15 protein-coding genes are annotated in these 18,814 nt (G+C 75.7%); 8 read left to right on the forward strand and 7 right to left on the reverse strand.

What is annotated here, in order from left to right; translation table 11 throughout:
- Window positions 1-367 precede the first annotated feature (367 nt).
- Both ACZ518_RS11350 and ACZ518_RS11355 read left to right on the forward strand, forming a co-directional pair.
- A complete protein-coding gene (locus ACZ518_RS11350; RefSeq protein ID WP_469112784.1) occupies window positions 368-1,618 on the forward strand; it encodes an MFS transporter in 1,251 nt (416 codons plus the stop codon).
- A 218-nt stretch (window positions 1,619-1,836) separates the two neighbouring features.
- Window positions 1,837-2,562, forward strand: a complete 726-nt coding sequence (locus tag ACZ518_RS11355) for a peptidoglycan-binding domain-containing protein (RefSeq protein ID WP_469112785.1) — start codon at window positions 1,837-1,839, stop codon at window positions 2,560-2,562.
- A gap of 41 nt (window positions 2,563-2,603) precedes the next feature.
- Here ACZ518_RS11355 and ACZ518_RS11360 read toward each other — a convergent pair whose 3' ends face one another.
- Window positions 2,604-3,347 (reverse strand): SDR family NAD(P)-dependent oxidoreductase, encoded by a 744-nt coding sequence (locus ACZ518_RS11360; RefSeq protein ID WP_469112786.1) that lies wholly within the window; start codon window positions 3,345-3,347, stop codon window positions 2,604-2,606.
- Window positions 3,348-3,486: 139 nt separating this feature from the next.
- Between ACZ518_RS11360 and ACZ518_RS11365 the strand changes: the two genes are divergently transcribed.
- A complete protein-coding gene (locus ACZ518_RS11365) occupies window positions 3,487-4,563 on the forward strand; it encodes an RNA ligase (ATP) (protein WP_469112787.1) in 1,077 nt (358 codons plus the stop codon).
- 121 nt (window positions 4,564-4,684) lie between these two features.
- Window positions 4,685-5,602, forward strand: a complete 918-nt coding sequence (locus ACZ518_RS11370) for an NADP-dependent oxidoreductase (RefSeq protein WP_469112954.1) — start codon at window positions 4,685-4,687, stop codon at window positions 5,600-5,602.
- Between the two features lie 21 nt (window positions 5,603-5,623).
- On the opposite strand, the gene ACZ518_RS11375 is transcribed toward ACZ518_RS11370, so the two are convergent.
- The 3 genes from ACZ518_RS11375 to ACZ518_RS11385 form a co-directional block, all read right to left on the reverse strand.
- Entirely contained in the window at window positions 5,624-8,467 is a 2,844-nt protein-coding gene (locus ACZ518_RS11375) for a poly(A) polymerase (RefSeq protein WP_469112788.1), read from the reverse strand.
- Complete coding sequence (locus ACZ518_RS11380; protein ID WP_469112789.1) at window positions 8,467-10,209, reverse strand: RNA ligase family protein; 1,743 nt, start codon at window positions 10,207-10,209, stop codon at window positions 8,467-8,469. Before ACZ518_RS11380 ends, ACZ518_RS11375 begins: the two co-directional genes overlap by 1 nt.
- Window positions 10,210-10,294: 85 nt before the next feature.
- Entirely contained in the window at window positions 10,295-10,777 is a 483-nt protein-coding gene (locus ACZ518_RS11385) for a hypothetical protein (protein WP_469112790.1), read from the reverse strand.
- A 254-nt stretch (window positions 10,778-11,031) separates the two neighbouring features.
- Here ACZ518_RS11385 and ACZ518_RS11390 point away from each other — a divergent pair, with 254 nt between their 5' ends.
- Together ACZ518_RS11390 and ACZ518_RS11395 are read left to right on the forward strand one after the other, a co-directional pair.
- Window positions 11,032-12,039 carry an NUDIX domain-containing protein gene (locus ACZ518_RS11390; protein ID WP_469112791.1) on the forward strand — a complete coding sequence of 336 codons (1,008 nt, stop codon included), beginning with the start codon at window positions 11,032-11,034 and terminating at the stop codon, window positions 12,037-12,039.
- Window positions 12,040-12,109: 70 nt separating this feature from the next.
- Window positions 12,110-12,619 carry an SRPBCC family protein gene (locus ACZ518_RS11395; protein ID WP_469112792.1) on the forward strand — a complete coding sequence of 170 codons (510 nt, stop codon included), beginning with the start codon at window positions 12,110-12,112 and terminating at the stop codon, window positions 12,617-12,619.
- Here the strand turns inward: ACZ518_RS11395 and ACZ518_RS11400 are convergent.
- Genes ACZ518_RS11400 through ACZ518_RS11410 form a run of 3 tightly spaced genes read right to left on the reverse strand, consistent with a single transcriptional unit; the run spans window position 12,608 to window position 17,126 of the window.
- Entirely contained in the window at window positions 12,608-13,579 is a 972-nt protein-coding gene (locus ACZ518_RS11400) for an antibiotic biosynthesis monooxygenase (RefSeq protein ID WP_469112793.1), read from the reverse strand. The two genes, ACZ518_RS11395 and ACZ518_RS11400, sit on opposite strands and share 12 nt — an antisense overlap.
- Window positions 13,576-16,302: a molybdopterin-dependent oxidoreductase gene (locus tag ACZ518_RS11405; RefSeq protein ID WP_469112794.1), complete on the reverse strand. Its 2,727-nt coding sequence runs from the start codon at window positions 16,300-16,302 to the stop codon at window positions 13,576-13,578. Before ACZ518_RS11405 ends, ACZ518_RS11400 begins: the two co-directional genes overlap by 4 nt.
- Window positions 16,299-17,126 carry an FAD binding domain-containing protein gene (locus tag ACZ518_RS11410; RefSeq protein ID WP_469112795.1) on the reverse strand — a complete coding sequence of 276 codons (828 nt, stop codon included), beginning with the start codon at window positions 17,124-17,126 and terminating at the stop codon, window positions 16,299-16,301. The genes ACZ518_RS11405 and ACZ518_RS11410 overlap by 4 nt, the downstream gene beginning before the upstream one ends.
- A gap of 281 nt (window positions 17,127-17,407) precedes the next feature.
- Here ACZ518_RS11410 and ACZ518_RS11415 point away from each other — a divergent pair, with 281 nt between their 5' ends.
- Window positions 17,408-18,160: an SDR family oxidoreductase gene (locus tag ACZ518_RS11415; RefSeq protein ID WP_469112796.1), complete on the forward strand. Its 753-nt coding sequence runs from the start codon at window positions 17,408-17,410 to the stop codon at window positions 18,158-18,160.
- A 51-nt stretch (window positions 18,161-18,211) separates the two neighbouring features.
- Window positions 18,212-18,745: a hypothetical protein gene (locus tag ACZ518_RS11420; protein WP_469112797.1), complete on the forward strand. Its 534-nt coding sequence runs from the start codon at window positions 18,212-18,214 to the stop codon at window positions 18,743-18,745.
- Window positions 18,746-18,814: the final 69 nt, after the last annotated feature.

Here is an 18,814-nt window from a genome sequence, read left to right on the forward strand (position 1 = left end):
CGATCCTTCGGGAGGCGGCCGGGAACCGCCCCGGCGGTCGCAGAATGGGCGGGAACGCGATCGGCACGGCACGGCAGTGCGGGCGACGGGGGAGGCGCGACCCCCGGGGTCTGGTGCCGCCGTGCCGCGTTCACCTTCCGCCCGCCTGCCGTACGGAGTGCCGAGCATGACCGAACCAGCCGCGTCCAGCGTTCCCGATCCCACCCCGGCTCCCGATCCCACCCCGGCGCCTGATCCCATCCCGGCTCCCGATCCCACCCCGGCGCCTGATCCCATCCCGGCTCCCGATCCCACCCCGGCGCCTGATCCCACCCCGGCTCCCGAGCAGGCTCCCCCGGCGCGGAGCCCCCTCAAGGGATGGGCGGCCGTGGCGGCCGTCTCCCTCGGGATCTTCTGCCTGATCACCTCCGAACTGCTGCCCATCGGCCTGCTCACCCCCGTCGGCGCCGACCTCGGGGTCTCCGACGGCACCGCCGGGCTGATGGTCACCGTCCCCGGGCTCGTCGCGGGCTTCTGCGCACCCCTCGTCACCGTCGGTGCCGCCCGGACGGACCGGCGGCACGTGCTGTGCGTGCTGATCGCCCTGATGGCCGCCGCCAACCTCGCCGCCGCGTTCGCCCCGGACTTCACGGTGGTCCTGGCCGCCCGCCTGCTCGTCGGCATCAGCGTCGGCGGATTCTGGGCCATCGCGGGCGGGCTCGCCGTCCGGCTGGTCCCCGCGCACCACGCCGGCCGGGCCACGGCCCTGATCTTCGGCGGGGTCCCGACCGCCTCCGTGCTCGGCGTCCCCGCCGGGACCCTCCTCGGCGAACTCGGCGGCTGGCGCACCGCCTTCGGCGCCGTCGGCGTCCTCGGCGCCCTCACCGCCGCCGCCCTGCTCCTGCTGCTCCCCGCGCTGCCCCCGTCCGGGCCCGTCACCCTCCGCGAACTGCCGGCCCTGCTGCGCCGCAACCGCGGGGTCCGGGCCGGGGTCATCGTCACCTTCCTGGTGGTGGCCGGCCAGTTCGCCGCGTACACCTTCGTGCGGCCCGTCCTGAGGGACGTCTCCGGCGTCGAATCCGGCCTGGTCAGCACCCTGCTCCTGGGCTACGGCCTCGCCGGGGTCGCGGGCAACTTCCTGGCCGGGCCGCGCGACGCCCGCCGTACGCTGCTCACCGTCAGCGCCACCCTCACCGCCGTACTGGCGCTGATCGCCGTCGTGCCGGGAGCCGTCGCCGGGACCGTGCTGCTGCTGGTCTGGGGCCTGGTCCACGGCGGGGTCTCCGTCAGCCTGCAGCGCTGGATGCTCCAGGCCGCGCCGCGGGCCGCCGAGGCGGCCTCCTCCCTGATGGTGGCCATGTTCAACTTCGCCATCGCGGCGGGCGCCCTCGCGGGCGGGCTCGTGGTGGACGGCGTCTCCGTGCCGGCGGCCCCGCTCACCGGCGCGGCGCTGATGCTGGCGGCGGCCCTCACGGTGGCGGTCACCTCCCGCCGGGACCGGGGCCGGGACCGGGGCCGGAACCGGGACGGGGACCCCGTCGGCGGGGTCCCGGACCACCGGCCGGCCGCCTCCGCCCCCCTCGCCGATCCGGCGCCGGAGCAGAACGGATGGATGGGGCGGAACGGACACCCGGCTTGACGAAGCGGTCGCGGACGGAAAGAGTCCGCTCAAGAGCCATCGAACGAGCCGCACTTCGGAGAAGTCCTACATGCCGATATCCGCCCGCGCCCCGTTGACCGTGCCGGCCCCGGGGGCGGGCGCGGCCCCCGCCGCCCGGCGGCGCAGGGCCTGACCGGCTGGACGGGGGCCGGTTCCGCACCGCCGCACCGGCCCCCTGTCCGCGCCCGGAGACAACCGTGTCCCCACACCCCGATGAGAACGGGCCCGAGCCCGACGACCACCACTTCGTACGTCCCTACGTCGCCGTGTCCGACGACCCCCACGGTCAGGCGTACCCCGACTGGCCGACGCTGCCGGAGTCGCTGGAGGAGACGACGCAGCCGCTGCCGCGCGTCCCGCCCGCGCCGCCGGCCCACCCCGTGGCCCCGCATCCCGGGCACGCGCCCGAGCGTCGGGGGAGCCGGCTCGCGCCGGCCGCCCTCGCGCTGCTGGCGCTGGCCGGGGCGGGCACGCTGGTCTTCCTGCTGAGCGGGTCCGAACCGGAGTCCCCGCCCCCGGGATCGGCCCGCCCCGACCTGGCCCTGCCCGCGCTGCCCGCCCGCAGCCCGGGCGCCGGGGACGCGGAGGTGCGCAGCCAGACGGCCACCGGGAAGCCCTCGGCCTCCGCCAGCCGGTCTCCCTCCGCGCCCCCGTCATCGGCGGTGCCGGGGACCGGCTCCCCGACCCCCGGCAAGCCCGCCAAGCAGTCGGGCTCCTCCGGGACGCTGCGTCCGGGAGACAAGGGGCCCGAGGTCAGCGCCCTCCAGGAGCGGCTGTACGGGCAGGGGTTCACGTACGTCCGGGTGACCGGGGTCTACGACGGGCAGACCAAGCGCGGCGTCGCGCAGCTCCAGCGGGACCGGGACATCAAGGGCGACCCCAGTGGCGTCTACGGCCCCGCCACCCAGGCGGCCTTCGGCTGAGGCCGCGCCCGCCCCGGACGGGGGGCCGGGGCCGGTCCGGGTCACCGCCCGCCGGAGACCCGCAGCACCGCTCCCGTCGTGTACGAGGAGTCCCCGGACAGCAGCCAGGCGATGGCCCCGGCGACCTCCTCCGGCTGCCCGGGGCGCCCCAGCGGGATCCCGGCCGCCGCCCTGGCCGGGCGGTCCGGGTCGCCCATCGTCGCGTGCATGTCGGTCTCGATGATCCCCGGCGCGACCCCGTTGACGCGGATGCGGTCCGGGCCCAGCTCCTTGGACAGGCCCAGGGTGAGCGCGTCCACGGCCGCCTTCGTGGCCGCGTAGTGGACGTAGTCCCCGGGGCTGCCCAGCGTCGCGGCCGCCGAGGAGACGTTCACGATGGCCCCGCCGCCGGCCGCCGCCATGTCCCGGGCCGCCCGCCGGCAGCAGAGCAGGTACCCGAGCAGGTTCACCTCCACCACCCGCCGCAGGTCCTCGGTCCGGGCATCGGCGAGCCGGCCCAGCGGGCCGGTCACCCCGGCGTTGTTCACCAGCCCGGTGACCGGGCCCAGTTCCGCCCCCGCGGTGTCGAAGAGCCGCTCCACCGCGTCCTCCCGCGAGGTGTCCCCGCGTACGGTCACGCACCGCCCGCCCGCCGCCCGCACGCGCTCCGCGGTGGCCTCGGCCGCCGCCCCGTCGCGCGCGTAGCCGAGCACCAGGTCGTGTCCCTCGGCGGCGAGGCGCACACAGGTCGCGGCGCCGATGCCGCGGCTGCCTCCGGTGACGACGGTGACGGGGCGACGCGGCATGTGAACCTCCTTGCGGGGAACGGCGGATGCCGTCCGGGCGGCGCAGGCTAACACCCAGAAATCCGCTGGACCAGCGGAAATGGCGGAGCCGAGAGTGGCCGGGAAGTCCGAGCCCGTCCCCCCGTCCCAGGAGGCGCCGATGTCCACCCTGCGTGTCACCGTCGAAGAGCTGACCGTCCACGACCACCCCGATGCCGACGCGCTGGAGCTGGCCCAGGTGGGCCTCTACCGCGCCGTCGTCGCCAAGGGCGCCTACCGCACCGGCGACCTGGCCCTCTACATACCCGAACAGGCCGTCCTTCCGGCGGCCTTGATCGAGGAGCTGGGACTGACGGGCCGGCTGGCCGGCGGCTCCAAGGACCGGGTCAAGGCGGTCCGGCTGCGCGGGGAGCTCTCGCAGGGCCTGGTCTGCCGGCCCCGCGCCCTGGCCGGCGTGGACCTGGCCCTCGCGGCCGAGGAGGGCACCGACTTCGCGGAGGCGCTGGGCATCGTGAAGTGGTCGCCGCCCGTCCCCACGACGATGGCCGGAGAGGCCGAGGCCGCGCCCGACCTGCTGCCGTGGGTGGACATCGAGAACCTCCAGCGCTACCCGGGGATCTTCGAGGAGGGGGAGCGCGTCGTCCTGACGGAGAAACTCCACGGCACGGCCTGCCTGCTGACCTACGTGGCAGGGGAGGGGCGGGTCCTGGTCTCCTCCAAGGGGGTCGGCGCCAAGGGGCTGGCCCTCAGGGAGGACGAGCGCAACGTCTACTGGCGCGCGGTGCGCGGCCACCGCGTGGCGGAGGTCGCGGCCCGGCTGGCCGAACGGCTGGGCGCGAGCCGGATCGGCGTCTTCGGCGAGGTGTACGGGGCCGGGGTGCAGGACCTGGCGTACGGGGTCCCGGCCGCGACGGCCGACGCGCCGCCCGGATACGCCGTCTTCGACGTGTCCGCCGAGATCGACGGCCAGGTGCGCTGGCTGGACCCGGAGGAGGTGTTCCGGGACGGCGAACTCCCGCTCGTACCCCGGCTCTTCGAGGGACCGTACGCCCTGGACGCGGTACTGGAGCTGGCGACCGGCCGGGAGACGGTCTCCGGGCGGAACCTGCACCTGCGCGAGGGGGTCGTCATCCGGTCGGCCGCCGAGCGGTACAGCCCCGTGACCGGCGGGCGGGCCATCGCGAAGGCGGTCAGCCCGGCCTACCTGACGCGCAAGGGCGGCACCGAGTACGAGTGACCGGGCGGCGTTGCGCTCGGCGGTACGGGCGGCGTTCCGTGGTGGGATGGGGAAGGGGTGATTTCCACCGGTTCGGGTAGACGGAGAGGCCGCATCCATGTCGCAGGACACCGAAGGCACCATGCGGGCCATGGCGTACGGGACGTACGGCGGGACGGAGGTGCTCGCCGAGACCCGGCTGCCCGTGCCCAAGGTCGCCCCCGGCGAGGTCCTCGTCCGGGTCCGCTGCGCGGCGGTCAACCCGGTCGACTGGAAGATCATGTCGGGCGGGCTCGACGGCCTCATGGACGCCGTGTTCCCCGTCGTCCCGGGCTGGGACGTGTCCGGCACCGTCGAGCGCGTCGGCATCGACGCCCCCGAGTTCGCGGTGGGCGACGAGGTCATGGGGTACGCGCGCAAGGACTGGGTGCACGGCGGCACCTTCGCCGAGTTCGTCAGCGTCCCCGTACGCTGCCTCGCGGCCAAGCCCGTCTCGCTCGACTGGCGGCAGGCGGCGGGCCTGCCGCTGGCCGGCCTCACCGCGTACCAGCTGCTGACCCGCCTCGGCGCGGGCGGCGGCGACACGGTCCTCGTCCACGGGGCGGCGGGCGGCGTCGGCTCCCTCGGCGTCCAGATCGCCGCCGCCCTCGGCGCCCGGGTCATCGGCACCGCCTCCCCGCGCAACCACGACCGGCTGCGCGGCCTCGGCTGCGAACCCGTCGCCTACGGGGACGGCCTGACGGAACGCGTCCGCGCCCTCGCCCCCGAGGGCGTCACCGTCGTCGCCGACTTCGTCGGGGGCGTCCTCGACGTCACCCGCGCCGTCCTCGCCGAGGGCGGACGCCACGCGTCCATCGCCGACCACACGGTCCTGGGGGCGGGCGGCCAGTGGATCTGGGTCCGCCCCGACTCCGCGGACCTCGCCGCCCTGGGCCGCCTCGCCGACGAGGGCCGTCTGGAGGTCACGGTCGCCGAGACCTTCCCGCTCGCCGAACTCGGGGCCGCCTTCGCCCTCAACCAGGAGGGCCACACGGCGGGCAAGATCGTCATCGAGGTGTGAGACCGGCCGGGCGGCCGCCCCTCAGGGCAGGTCCGGCACCTCGCCCGACGCCGCCCACCCGACCTCCACCCCCGGCAGGGCCGCCGCCCACGGCGCGGCCAGGGCCGACAGGGCGGCGGCGTCCGGCGGGGTCGGGCCCAGGCCCACCGCGTAGCGGGCCAGGGCGCCGGTCCGCTCGAACGGGCGGGGCCAGGCATGGGCGTCCGGGAGCCCGGCGAGCAGGGCGCGCATCCGGCCCCGCGTCCGGCCCAGCCGCTCCTCGAACTCCCCGGCCGCACCGGCCCGTACGGTCACCACGGCCCACGCCGCGTGCCGCCGGTGCAGCGGCGCCGGCGCCGTCAGCCGGCCGAGGTCCTCCGGATCCGCCTCCAGCACCTCCCACGCCCGGTACAGCTCCCGGACCAGCAGGTCCCGCATCCCGGGCCCCACCTGCGCGGTGCAGCTGCGCACCGGCGCGCACGGCGTCAGGACCGTCACCGGATCCGGCGACGGAGACGGGGAGCGGCCCACCCCCTGCGACGGAAGCAGGGACACCGGCTCGCTCCAGTCCCAGGCGGCCCAGGTCCCGAAGAACTCCCGCCTCAGCGCGGCGGGGGAGAGGTCACCGGCCTCCCGGACGGTCCGCGCCGCCAGGACCGCCCAGGCCAGCCCCGGCAGCCCCCCGAACGGCGCCGAGTCCAGCCCGCGCGCCCGCGCCCAGGCCTTCACCTCCCGCGCCAGCCCGGCGAAGGCGGCGTGCGCCGCGCCCACGGACTCCCGTACCGCGTCGGCGTCGTCGAGCGCGCTCAGCGCCACCGCCGCCGCCTCGCCCAGCTCCGCCCGCCGGGCCACGGCCCGCTCCGGGTCCAGCGCCCCGGCGCCGACCAGCACCAGGTCCACGTCCAGCCCGGACGCGTGCAGCCGCAGGCCCGGCACCCGGGCACCCGTCACCTCCCGCAGCCGCCGCGCCCCCGGCAGCGCGGCCGCCACCCGCGCCCGCACCCCGGCGGCGTCCGCCGGCCCGGGCAGCACGGCCACCAGGTCCAGATCGGCCCCCGGCAGCGCGCAGCCCATGCGGCGCGAACCCGCCGGCCGCACCAGGCCCCCGGGCAGCGCCGCCGCGATCCGCGCCGCCAGCTCCTCCGCGGCACCCGGTGCCTCGTCGCGCACGGCCGGGGCCTGCGGCCGGGGCAGCCGCACCGCGCCGGTGCCCAGCTCCACCACCGCCCGCACCCGCACCGGCCCGTCCCCGCGCCGCGACAGCACCGCCAGCTCCCCGACCCGGGCCGTACGCCCGTCCCGCCCGAGGCGCTCGGCGAACTCCCGCTCCGCCCGCCGCGGATCAGCACTGCGGCCCAGCGTCAGGTGCGGGGTCCAGCCCTCCGCGCGCCCCCGGCAGCCCGGGAACCGGTCGGCCAGGGCGCGGCGCAGCTCCTGCCACGGCGCGTCACCGGCCGGGCCCGCCGCCGGGTCCAGCCAGAGCGTGGCGTCGTCCCGGTGCCCGAAGGAGTGCACCCCTTCCAGGCGGGCGGTGAACGGCCCGGTGCCCGCCGCGACCTCCGCCAGCAGTGGCAGCGCCTCCCCGAAGGAGGACTCCGGCACGAAGCCGAAGAGCAGGTTCACGTGCGCCGGCCAGCGGTCGGCCTCCGGGTCGTGCGCCCGGCGCAGCTCCCCGACCACCGGGTCGTGCGGAGCCAGCCACGCCACGGCCGTCCGGGCCGTCGCCGGTACGCCGCACCGCGCGGCCCCCGGCTCCGCAGCCGCGTCCGGAGCCGCGTACTCCACGGTGGCCTCCACCCCGAAGTGGTCGGAGACGAACAGCCCGTCCGGCCCCGGAACGTCACCCCGCAGCCCCGCGGACCGCACCCGGGCGCCGTCCGACGGGCGCAGCAGGATGCGGTCCAGCCGGGCCGCACGCCCCGTCAGAGAGCCCACCGCCGCCAGCGGATTGACCCCTGGGTCGAAGGTCGGGGTGTCGTCCCCCGGCCCGTGCACCTCGGTCCACGCGTCCCGCAGCCCCAGCGCGGCGGCCGGGCCCACGTCCCCGGACCGGCCGTCGTTGAAGTCGCCGAGCAGCGCGACCCCGGCGTCGATCCCGCCCAGCCCCTCGGCGAGGCGCGCGAGTTCCAGCTCCCGCCGGCCGGCCCCGTCCTCGGTGTGGTCGCTGGTCAGGTGCGTGGCGGCGACGACCAGCGGGCCGCCCGCGGTGTCCACGGTGACGGCGGTGACCGCCTTGTGCGGGCGCAGGCCGTGCAGCCCCGCCTCCCGTACCGGCAGCCGGCTCAGCACCAGCAGCCCGTTGTCCGCGACGTCCGTACCCCGCGGATCGGTGCCCAGGGTGTACCCGGCCCGCACCCACGGCTCGGCCAGCAGCAGTTCCAGCAGCGCCGGTTCGACCTCCTGGAGGGCGATCACGTCGGCGTCGGCCGCCGCCAGGTCCGCCAGCAGCATCGGCCTGCGCCGGGCGGTGGCGATGCGCGGGGCGTCGTACCGGTCCCACAGGGTGTTCCAGGTCAGCAGCCGCAGGCTCGCCGGAGGGCGCGCGGCCGGCCCGGCCTGCACGGGCCGCCAGCCGCCCGCCGCCGGGTCCCAGGCGTGCGGGGTGCGGGCGGTGAAGAACGGGGCGCTGAGCAGCCGTTGCTCCCGCACCCGTCCGGCGGGCGTCGAGTCGATCCGGTCGACCCCGGTGGCCCGGTCCCAGACCAGTTCCCCGTCCGCCTCCACGAACAGCACCCGGTGCCAGGGGATGTCGCCCCCGGGCACGAAGGAGGGCAGCGGTACCCGCTTGGGCGCGGCCCTGCGTTGCAGCAGGCCGAGGGTGAACCGCGCGGGGTCGAACCGGGGGTCCCAGCGGACCTGGTGGTAGAGCTGCTCACTGGTGCGCATCAGACGTCGTCCCCCTCGTCGGCGTCCCGGAGGGAGCCCGTCGTGTCCTCGATCGTGCCGGCCGACCCGACGTACCGGGTGCGGTGCGCCCGGCCGGGGTACGGCGGGCTGAACCGGCGCAGCTGCGCGGCCAGTACGGCCTCCGGCACGGGGTGCGGGCGCACGGCGTTGCGCCGCGCCAGCTCCGCCTCCCCGACCAGCGCCACCACCTGGGTGACCAGTGCGTCACGGCGGCGCGCGACCGTACCGGCCAGGCCGCGCTGCTGCTCGGTGAGGGAGGTGGCGTCCCACACCACCGTGCCCCCGGCGGCCAGCGCCCGGTCCAGCCGCTCCAGGCCCTCGCGCAGCACTTCCGGATTGGCCCGCTGGTCGGCGCGCGCCCCGCGGGCCTCGCGCAGGTCGTCCAGGGCGATGTACGCGTCCACCCCGGGCAGGGTCCGGGCGAAGGTGCTCTTCCCGCTGCCCGAGGGCCCGCACAGCTGCACCAGGCGCGGGTACGCCGACCCGTCCCGCCAGCGCCAGGTGGCGGCCACCGCCTCCTCGGCCGTGGAGAGCGAGCCCCGCCCGAACGCCTCGCGGGCCTCGGCCCAGCAGCGGTCGGCGGCGTCCGCGTCCAGCCCGTCGAGGGCCTCGCGCAGTCCGGTCCGCAGCCCGCCGAGCGGGTCCGGGCCGAGCAGGCCGGCCTCCTCGGCGCACAGCGCCGACCACTCGGCGCACTCCAGCTCCCCGGCCGTCGCCGGGAGCCCCGCGGCCAGCGCGTGCAGCACCCCGAGGTCGGCGGCCGCCGCCATCCGCACCAGCCCGGCCCGCCGCTCCTCCTCCGGGAACGGCCGCCGCAGCGCCGGGTACAGCCCGGCCAGGTCGGCCACCCGGCGCGCCGTACGCATCCCGAGCGGTCCCGCCGCGAGCCGCGCCCCGAGGGCGGCCCGGGGCTCCCGGTGGAGCGCGGCGGCCAGTACGCCGGCCAGCCGGGCCTCCCCGGTGCGGCCCGCCCCGTCGAGCCGGGCGGTGACCTCGGCTACGGCCCGCTCCGCCACCGCGTCGGCCGGCTCCGGCATCCCGAGGGCGGCGAGCAGCCCGGCAGGGTCCGGCTCGGAGCCGGAGCGGACCGCCCACAGCGGAGCGGCCGTGCCCAGCCCGTTGGGCACGACGGGCGCGTACATCCAGTGCGTGTCGGTCCGCACGTGCCCGCCCCGCACCCATTTGGCCACGTACCGCCCGAAGTCCGCGCGGTCGAAGCCCGCCGTCGTCCGGACGACGTAGCCCTCCTGGCGGGTGGTGTCGACCCGCAGCCTGCGCAGCGCCCGCTCGTCGTAGACCCCGCGCCACAGGACGCGCGGCGCGGGTACGCCGAGCCGGCCGAGGAAGCGCAGCGTGCGGTCCCAGTCGAGGCAGTGGTCGCCGTCCCATACCGAGAACCCGTAGAACCAGCTGTCGAGTTCCTCGTAGGCGAGCGAGTGGCGGGCGTACACGTTCTCCCCGCACACCCGCCATCCGTCGGGTATCGCGGCGCCGATCCGGCCCTGGAGCCCCTTGACCCAGGCGCGGGAGGGGTGGTGGGCGGAGTCGAGGGAGCGGGCGTGCAGCCCGTCGGCGTACAGGGTGGTGTTCTCCCCGTCGAGCTTCTCGGTGACGACCACCTCGCGTCCGGCCAGCGCCGACGTGCCCCCGACGCGCACGTCGTCCGCCGTGGCACCGGGGGACCACGGCAGGTGCGCCGTGCGGGGGTAGTGCGTACGCATGATCGACTCCGGCTCGGGGTGACGGGGATCAGGTCACTCTAGGTATCCGGAGGCGACGCATCCACCCATATTCGGCCCGCTGGGCCTACCGGCACATGGCGACGATGGCCGGGTCCACCACCCCGTGGGCGGCCTCGCACAGCCGGCTCATGTCGTACGGGCGCTGCGGCGCGGGGCGGGGCGCCGGGCGCGCGGGCTGCCGTTTGCGGGGCTTCGGGGCGGGGGCGGGGGCGCGGTGCGCCGGCCGGGCGGGCCGGTCGGGGGAGGCGCGGCGGGGCGGGCGGTCGTCGGAGCGCGGCGCGGGCCGGCGCGGGGCGGCGGGCGGCGGCGCATCGGCCGGCGCGGCGGGGGCGGCCGCCTCGACGGGCGGCGCGGGCACCTCCACCGGATCGGGGGCCGGCCCCAGCGGCCGGCCCTCCACGACCGGCTGCCGGGGCGCCCACGCGGTCCGGGCCGGCGCGGGCCCGGGCGCCCCGTCCGGCGCCCGGACGGTCACGCATCCGGTGGCCGCCGCCAGCACGGCGAGCAGCAGGGACAGGGACAGCGGCAGGGTCCGGCGCGACGGCATCCGCCCACCCTGCCGCAACCGGGCGCCGATGGTCGCGCCCGCTCACACGGACGGGTGAGCGTACGTGGTCGGACCAGCCGCTTTCACACCACCGGTCCGCAGGACGGACCGTAGCAAGATCGACATAACGCGGCAATAAGCAGGTATGGCGCGGGCAAAGGGGAACCGGCGGGAGGCGGGGGAACCGCCGTAACCCGGCGGCCCGGCCCGCTGTTGCACAGGCGTCTGGTCCACCCACGGTGAACGGAGTACCGATGCCGCAGCTGACCGACGACCCCGGACGGGCGGGCACCTGGATGACCCCGGCGGAGTACGGGGCCTCGCGCGCCGCCCTCTGGACCGGAGCGACCGTCCTCGTCACCGACGCCGACGGGCGGGTCCTCGTCCAGACCGTCGACTACCGCCCCGACCGGCTGCTCCCCGGCGGCGCGGTGGACGCCGGGGAGTCGCCCGCGGCGGCCGCGGCCCGCGAGATGCGCGAGGAGCTCGGCGTCGACGGCCACTACCCGCGCGGGCTCGCCGTGGACTGGATCCCCGCCGACGCGCCCGGGATCCCGCCCGAGATGCGCTTCCCCGGCGAGATCCTGCACGTCTACGACGGCGGCACCTGGACCCCCGAGCGCATCCGGTCCGTCCGCCTGCCCGCCCAGGAGATCACCGGCATCGACTTCGCCGAGCCCGCCGACCTGCCCGCCCTGATGGACCCGGGCGACGCCCGCCGCGCCCTGTCCGCCCTCCGCGCCCGGATCAACGGCTCCGGCCCCGCCCTGCTGGAGGACGGCCGCCCCACCATCCCCACCGCCCTGGACCGCCTCGGGGTCCTGCGCAGCCGTCGTACCCCCCAGCACGGCACCTGGCACCCGGGCCCCGTCCCCGCCCACCTGCCCGTGAGGGACCACCACGGCTGGCTCTTCGCCCCCGACGGCCGTGTGCTGCTGCTCGTGGCCCGTGCCACCGGCGCCGCGCACCTGCCCGCCCCCCGGGCGGAACCCGCCGTCGGGGCGCTGCCGCTCGGCTACCGGTACGCCGACCGGGGCGCCCTGGCCCGTACGGCGGCTCGGCTCGCCTCGGTGTCCCCGGCCGCGGACCCGGCGTACGCCCGGCTGCTGGCCACCCCCGAGCAGGTACGGGAGCTCAGCGACTGGGGCCCGGCCGGGCGGGACGAGCTCGCCGCCGTGCACGCGGCCCGCGCCCAGCTCGGCCTGCCCGCCGCGCTGCGCACCCCGCCCGCGGAACTCCCCGAGCAGGGGCTGCGCTGGTGAGGGCCCCGGCCCGCCGACGCCCGGCCCGCCAATGCCGGGCGCGCGGCGGCCGGTCCCGCAGCATGGGGCCATGACCGACAGCGTGATCGACTACACCGTGTACATCCAGGCAGACCCCGCCCGCGTCTGGCAGGCCCTCACCGCCCCGGCGTACACCCGCCGCTACTGGGACCTGACCTTCGAGACGGACTGGGCGGTGGGCTCCACGATGGACTGGGTCGAGCGCGGGACCCGCACCAGCGACCCCGAACAGGTGGTGCTCGAATGCGTCCCGGACCGCCGGCTCTCCTACACCTGGCACACCTTCAGCACCCAGTGGGCGGCCGCCGTCGGGATCGGCGAGGAACTGCGGGCGGAGCTGGCGGCCGAACCGCGTACGAGGGTGACGTACGAGATCGAGCCGGTCGGGGACACCCTCGCCCGGCTCACCGTCCGCCACGAGGGGTTCACCCCGGGCGGCACCCTCATCGGCATGTGCTCCGCCGCCTGGCCGATGATCGTCTCCAGCATCAAGACCCTCCTGGAGACCGGCGCACCGCTGCCCGAGCCCGAGCCGGGCAGGCCCGGCTCAGGGGAGTGACCAGATCCGGGTCGTCACGAGGTAGAACACGAGCACCCAGAACGCCATCACCACCGCGACGATCCCGAGTCCGATGAGGTTGGTCCGCGCCGGGGGCTCGTTCGCCGACGGCCGCAGCCACCGCCTGAGCAGCGGGTTCACGTAATGCGGCATCGTGAGGAAGCTCATGATGAAGCTCGACAGCAGGTTGCCCACCAGCAGTCCGAGCCACAGCGGCATCTTCAGCGGCGACAGGGCGAGCGTCAGCAGCACCACGGTCGGGTAGAGGCCGACCCAGACCGCGACGGAGGTCTTGGTCTCCGAGGGCGGCGGTGCCTCCCTGCCGTTCTCCGCGAACGCGAACCAGCTGCCGAAGGAGTTGTCGATGGTGTGCAGCTTGAACTCGCTGAACTTCCGGCCCTCGGCGAGCACCTCCTGCCGCTCGGCCGAGGTCAGCCAGGCGTCGAGGTGCTCGGCGTTGTCGTAGCGGTACAGGGTGGTCCAGTCCTCCTGGAGGCCCTCGACCGGGCGGAAGACCTCGCTGCCCCGGTAGCCCTCGAACTTGCTCTCCTCGTGGCTCATGCGGCGCTGCCAGGCGAGGAATTCGTCGACCTGGCCCGGGTGGACGCGGTGGGTGACCACGACGGTCACCAGCGGGTCCGTCGGCTGCGAGCCGCCGCTGATGACCTGCTGGGTCGCGGGGCCGTCGAAGTACTCCTCACCGGCGTCGAGGAGCCGCTGCCGCGTGGCCCCGTTCATCCACGCCTGGAGGTGGGCGATCGAGTCGAACCGGTAGACGATCACCCAGTCGGGCTGGAGCGGCGTCGGCGGGGAGATCTCGGCGCCGAGGTACCCGGGGTAGTCCGCAGCCGCCGAGTTGACCCCGTTCTGCCACTCCTCGTACTCCCGCTCCTTCCCGGGCAGCACCTTCCGGCCGATGATCACCGTGGCCGAGGCGTCCGCCCGCGCCCCGGTGCTCATCGTCCCGGACCCGTCGACGCCGGACTGCTCTCACCCAGCCGGCTGTAGATCCGCTCCGGGGTCAGGGGAAGTTCGCGGAAGCGGACCCCGGTCGCGTCGCGGAGCGCGTTCGCCAGGGCCGGGGCCACCGGGTTGATGCAGCACTCCGCCATCCCCTTCGAGTGCATGGCCCCGACCGAGTCCGCCGAGCTCACGAAGAGGACCTCGGTGCGCGGGGCGTCGGCGTAGGTGGGTATGCGGTAGTTGCGCAGGTTCGGGTTGGCCACGGCGCCGCCCGCGTCGACGATGAAGTTCTCGGTCAGCGCGAACCCGATCCCCTGCGTGACGCCGCCGTCGACCTGGCCCCGGACCTGCTCGGGGTTGATCAGCACGCCGGCGTCGGCCGCCTGCACGCTGTAGAGGATCCGGATCTCGCCGGTCACCGGGTGCACGGCGATGCGGAACCCCTGCGTATTGGAGGTCACGCTGCGCGGTGAGCCGTACGCCTTGCGGGCCGCCGTGAACCGGATGCCGCGGGCCCGGGCCAGGGCGACGAGCTCGGCCAGCGGGACGCGGTCGTCGCCGCAGACGACGTGGTCGTCGTCCACCGTGCACATCACCACGTGCACGCCCGTGTGCGCGGCGGCGAACTCCACGATCCGGTCGCGCACCGCGTTGGCCGCCCGCAGCACCGCGTTGCCCGCGACGAACAGCCCGGCACTGGCGAAGGCGCCGGTGTCGAACCCCGTGCGGTCGGTGTCGGACTGCACCAGGCGGATCCGCGACGGTGTCGTGCCCAGCTGGCCGGCCGCGATCTGGACGTGTGCGGTGGAGGTTCCCTCGCCGAACTCGACCGTTCCGACGGCCAGTTCGTAGACGAGGTCGTCGCCGAGGGTGACCCAGGCCTCGGAGATGTGCTCGGTCGGGGGCGCCGTCTCGTGCAGCGAGCTCGCCACGCCGGTCCCGACGAGCCACCCGGGGCCGGGTGCCGGCTGGTCGGCCGTCCGGGCCAGGGCGCCCGCCACCAGGTCGATGCACTTGCCGAGCCCGTCCTCGTTGAACATCACGTCGTCGGGGCCGTCGTGCATCGCGACGAGCGGGTCGCCGGGCCGCACGATGTTGCGGCGCCGCAGCTCCAGCGGGTCCATGTGCAGGGCCAGTGCCAGCTCGTCCATCGCCGACTCCACGGCGAAGGCCGGCTGGGTCATCCCGTAGCCGCGCAGCGCCCCGCTGGGAACGGTGTTGGTGTAGACGGAGTAGGCGTCGTACTTCTTGTTCGGGCAGCGGTACATCATGACGGCGGCGCCGCCGGCGTACAGGGTCTCGCCGCCGTGGTTGCCGTACGCGCCGGTGTTGGACATGTTGCGCACCTGGAAGGCGGTCAGCGTGCCGTCGGCCTTCGCGCCGAGCCTGACCGTCAGCTTCATCGGGTGCCGGGGCGAGGCGGTGGTGAACTCCTCCTCGCGCGTGAACTCGTAACAGACGGGACGCCCGGTGTCGATCGCGGCCAGCGCGGCCAGGTCCTCCGAGACGACCTCCTGCTTGCCGCCGAACCCGCCGCCCACCCGCTTGCAGAACACCCGCACCTGGTCGGGGCGGAGCGCGAACAGGTACTCCAGTTTGACCTTCGCGATCGACGGGGACTGGGAGCTGGTGCGCACGTTCAGACGGCCGTCCTCCATCCAGGCGATCGAGCCGTGGGTCTCCAGGTGGGCGTGCTGCACCCGCGGGGAGGAGTACGTGCCCTCGTGGACGACGTCGGCCGCCGCGAACCCGGCCTCGACGTCGCCGATGTGCGAATGGATCTCCAGCAGCAGGTTGTGGACGCTGTCACGGACGAACGGGTCCTCGGAGCCGTGCAGTTGCGGCGCGCCGTCGGCCATGGCCTCCTCGGGGTCGAACACCGCCGGCAGCACCTCGTACTCCACGGCCGTCTTCCGGCAGCCCTCCTCCGCCGCGCCGGGCGTCTCGGCCAGGACCGCCACGACGCGCTGGCCGACGAAGCGGACGGTGTCGTCGAGGATGTACGTGTCGTCCGGATCGACGAGGTGGTCGGTGTGGATCGCCGTGGTGAAGCGCCTGCGGGGGACGTCCTCCCAGGAGTAGACGCGGAGCACGCCGGGGACCGCGAGCGCGGCGCTCTTGTCGACGGAGACGATCCGGGCGTGGGCGTGCGGCGAGTGCAGCACCTTGAGGTGCAGCATGCCCTCCATACGGGTGTCCATCGTGAACTCGGCGCGGCCGGTCACCACGTCCTCGGCCGCCGGGGCGCCGACGCTCTTCCCGACCGCCCTGCCCGGCGCGGCCGTCTCCACGTGCGCGACGCCCTTCACCGCGTCCTCGATGGCGCGGTAGCCGGTGCAGCGGCACAGGTTGCCCTTCAGGGCCCTGGGCAGGTCCGCCTTCTGGGCCTCGGTGAAGGTGGCCGAGGTCATGATCATCCCGGCGGTGCAGAAGCCGCACTGGAAGCCCGGGGCGTCGCGGAACCGCCGCTGGACCGGGTGCAGGTCGCCCGGTGAACCGAGCCCCTCGATGGTGGTCACCGCACGGCCTTCCGCGCGGAAGGCGGGGGTGATGCAGCTGTGCACGGGGACGCCGTCCAGCCAGACCGTGCAGGCGCCGCAGTCGCCGGCGTCGCAGCCCTTCTTGACGCCGAAGTGGCCGAGGGAGCGGAGGAAGGTGCGCAGGCACTGGCCGGGAGCGGGCTCCTGCTCGAAGTCCCTGCCGTTGACGAGGTAGGTCATGCCGGGCCCCCGGTGACGAGTTCGCGCCGGATCTCTTCGGCGAAGTGCCGTGTCAGGTGCCTCCGGTGGTCGGGGGTCCCGTTGGGGTCGGCGAACCAGACGTCGCCGGGGATGGCGTCGATGCTCTGCCGCAGGGTCAGGGCGTCGGGCATGTGGTCGAAGGCGAACCGCACGGGCCGGGTGGTGCCGGCGGTCACGGTGAGCAGCAGGTTGTCCGTCCCGGGGGCGTGCGTACCGATCAGGAACACCGTCGAGCGGCCCAGCCGGGTCAGGGTGAAGCGGCGGTGCGCGGCGCGCTTGCCGAGGGCGTGCGCCGGGACGTCGATCCGGCGCAGCAGCTCCCCGGGGGCGAGCACGTTGCGGTTGTTCCCGGTCACGAAGTCGAGGGCGTCGACGGTGCGCACCGACCCGTCGGCGGCCCACAGCTCGTACCGGGCCTCCAGGGCGACCGTGAGCGTGATCATCGGGCCGGCCGGGAGGGACATGCAGATGTTGCCGCCGACCGTGGCGGCGTTCCAGACCTTGAAGGAGGACAGGAACGCCTCGCAGGCCGTCGGGATCAGTCCGGCCGCGGTCCACTCGGGCGGCGGCCGGAACGCGTACAGGTCGCGGACGGTGCAGGTCGCGCCGATCTCCAGCCCGGCGTCACCGGGGACGAGGGGCTCCCAGGGCAGCGCCGTCAGGTCGATCAGGCGCCGCAGGTGCGGCTGCTCCGCCGAGTACAGCCACGTCCCGCCGGCGAGCCAGGCGTCGCCCTCGCGCCAGACCGCGCCCGGGTGGCCCGAGGGGCGGCGGACGACTTCGGTGATGGTGTGGAGATCCATGGGGACCGGTCCCCCTCACGACGGAGATCGCGGACGGTCACCCGCGGGGGCGGTGGGCCGCGGCATCGGCGTTCGGACGCCGCGGCCGGATCTCCCGGGAACGGGAGGACGGCCGGCGGGCGCGGAGATCCTTTTTCAGGATAGGGCGGCGGGGGACGCCCCGCCACGCCGGCCCGGGTTCCCCGGGCAGCCCTCCCCGGCCGGTGTTCCCCGGCCGGAATTTCTTGATCGGCAGGCGGGTTCGCGTGTATGGACCACACACATCAGGAGGCGTGACAGGCATGACACTTGAACACCACCGCGTCGTCATCACCGCGGCGGGGCGCGACTTCGGGCGGACGCTCGCCCTCACCTTCGCCGCACGGGGCGCCGAGGTCCACCTCTCCGCCCGTACCGAGGAGGGCGCCCGGCGGGTCCGCGAGGAGATCATCGCCCAGGGGCACGACGCCGCCCGGATCCACGCCTACGCCTGCGACCTCACGGACCCCGCCTCCGTACGCGACTTCGCCGGGGCCGTGGCCGCCCGCGCGGGCCACATCGACGTCCTGGTCAACAACGGCTCCCGCTACCAGCACGGGACGGACCTGCTCTCCGCCTCCGACGAGGCCGTCGTCGACACCCTCGCCTCCGGAGCCACCGGCACGGTGCTGGTGACCAAGGCCTTCCTCCCGCTGCTCCTGAAGTCCGGGAAGCCGGACATCGTGACCATGGTCTCCAGCTGCGGCGAGGCCGGGCACCAGCGCTCCGACGCGCACGACGCCTTCTACGCGGCCAAGAGCGCCCAGGCCGGGTTCACCGAAAGCCTCTCCCGCCGGCTGCGCGGCCAGGGCGTCCGCGTGATCTCCCTCTACCCCCCGGACTTCGACAACCACGATCCGCTGTCGCCGGCCTGGGAGAACGCCCCGCGCACCGCGCGGGACCCGCTCACCGCCCAGTCCCTGGTGGACTGCGTCTTCTTCGCCATCGGCCAGCCCCGCGACTGCTTCATCAAGTCCTTCCACTTCGAGCAGGCCGTCACCGGCCCGGCCCACTGACCCCACCCCCCGCCCCGGGCCCGCGCGGGACGGTCGTGTGGAATATGTGCCATGGGTAGCCCAGGACACCAGATACGCCGAGCGCCGTCGGCCGGCCCGACGGCCACGGTCCGGCCGCCGGAGCAGGCCGCCGCCACCGACCGGTGGCGGTACGCCCGCCACCTCGACCGGCTCGCCGCCGCCGGGGCGGCCGGCGTGGCGGGCGAGGCCGCGGTGCTGGCCGAGGTGCTGCGCGACCCCGACCCGGTGATGGCGCAGAGCGCGGTGGTGACCCACCTGGACCGCCGGGCCGTACGGCTGCTGCCGGGCGCCGCGTTCCACGACTGGGCCCGCGCCCTGCACCGCGTACTCGACGGCCACGCGTTCCCGGCCCGGCGGCTGCGCGAGTGGACCCTGCTGAAGGCCGTCGAGGCGGGCGGGGAGTGGTCGCGCGCGGAACTGGCCGCCGCCTCCGACTGGTGCCAGCGCACCGCGGCCCGGCCCCCGGCCCCGGACGAGGCGCTGGCCCTGCTGGCGGTCTCCGGGCGGACCCGGCGCGTTCGCAACGCCGCGGCCCGGATACTGGACCGGCGCGCCACCTCCTGAGCCGGAACGATCAAGGCAACGGGTTCTCGCCATAACCCTGTTCGGGGGTTTAGGGTCTGCGTACCCTGC

The sequence above is a fragment of the Streptomyces sp. NPDC033966 genome, from assembly GCF_055575955.1.

Bases quoted from the DNA above. Each gene is read 5' to 3' on its own strand.
- ACZ518_RS11360 (WP_469112786.1), bottom strand. From the start codon at position 3,347: ATGCCGCGTCGCCCCGTCACCGTCGTCACCGGAGGCAGCCGCGGCATC.
- ACZ518_RS11365 (WP_469112787.1), top strand. From the start codon at position 3,487: ATGTCCACCCTGCGTGTCACCGTCGAAGAGCTGACCGTCCACGACCAC.
- ACZ518_RS11370 (WP_469112954.1), top strand. From the start codon at position 4,685: ATGCGGGCCATGGCGTACGGGACGTACGGCGGGACGGAGGTGCTCGCC.
- ACZ518_RS11375 (WP_469112788.1), bottom strand. From the start codon at position 8,467: ATGCGCACCAGTGAGCAGCTCTACCACCAGGTCCGCTGGGACCCCCGG.
- ACZ518_RS11380 (WP_469112789.1), bottom strand. From the start codon at position 10,209: ATGCGTACGCACTACCCCCGCACGGCGCACCTGCCGTGGTCCCCCGGT.
- ACZ518_RS11385 (WP_469112790.1), bottom strand. From the start codon at position 10,777: ATGCCGTCGCGCCGGACCCTGCCGCTGTCCCTGTCCCTGCTGCTCGCC.
- ACZ518_RS11390 (WP_469112791.1), top strand. From the start codon at position 11,032: ATGCCGCAGCTGACCGACGACCCCGGACGGGCGGGCACCTGGATGACC.
- ACZ518_RS11395 (WP_469112792.1), top strand. From the start codon at position 12,110: ATGACCGACAGCGTGATCGACTACACCGTGTACATCCAGGCAGACCCC.
- ACZ518_RS11400 (WP_469112793.1), bottom strand. From the start codon at position 13,579: ATGAGCACCGGGGCGCGGGCGGACGCCTCGGCCACGGTGATCATCGGC.
- ACZ518_RS11405 (WP_469112794.1), bottom strand. From the start codon at position 16,302: ATGACCTACCTCGTCAACGGCAGGGACTTCGAGCAGGAGCCCGCTCCC.
- ACZ518_RS11410 (WP_469112795.1), bottom strand. From the start codon at position 17,126: ATGGATCTCCACACCATCACCGAAGTCGTCCGCCGCCCCTCGGGCCAC.
- ACZ518_RS11415 (WP_469112796.1), top strand. From the start codon at position 17,408: ATGACACTTGAACACCACCGCGTCGTCATCACCGCGGCGGGGCGCGAC.
- ACZ518_RS11420 (WP_469112797.1), top strand. From the start codon at position 18,212: ATGGGTAGCCCAGGACACCAGATACGCCGAGCGCCGTCGGCCGGCCCG.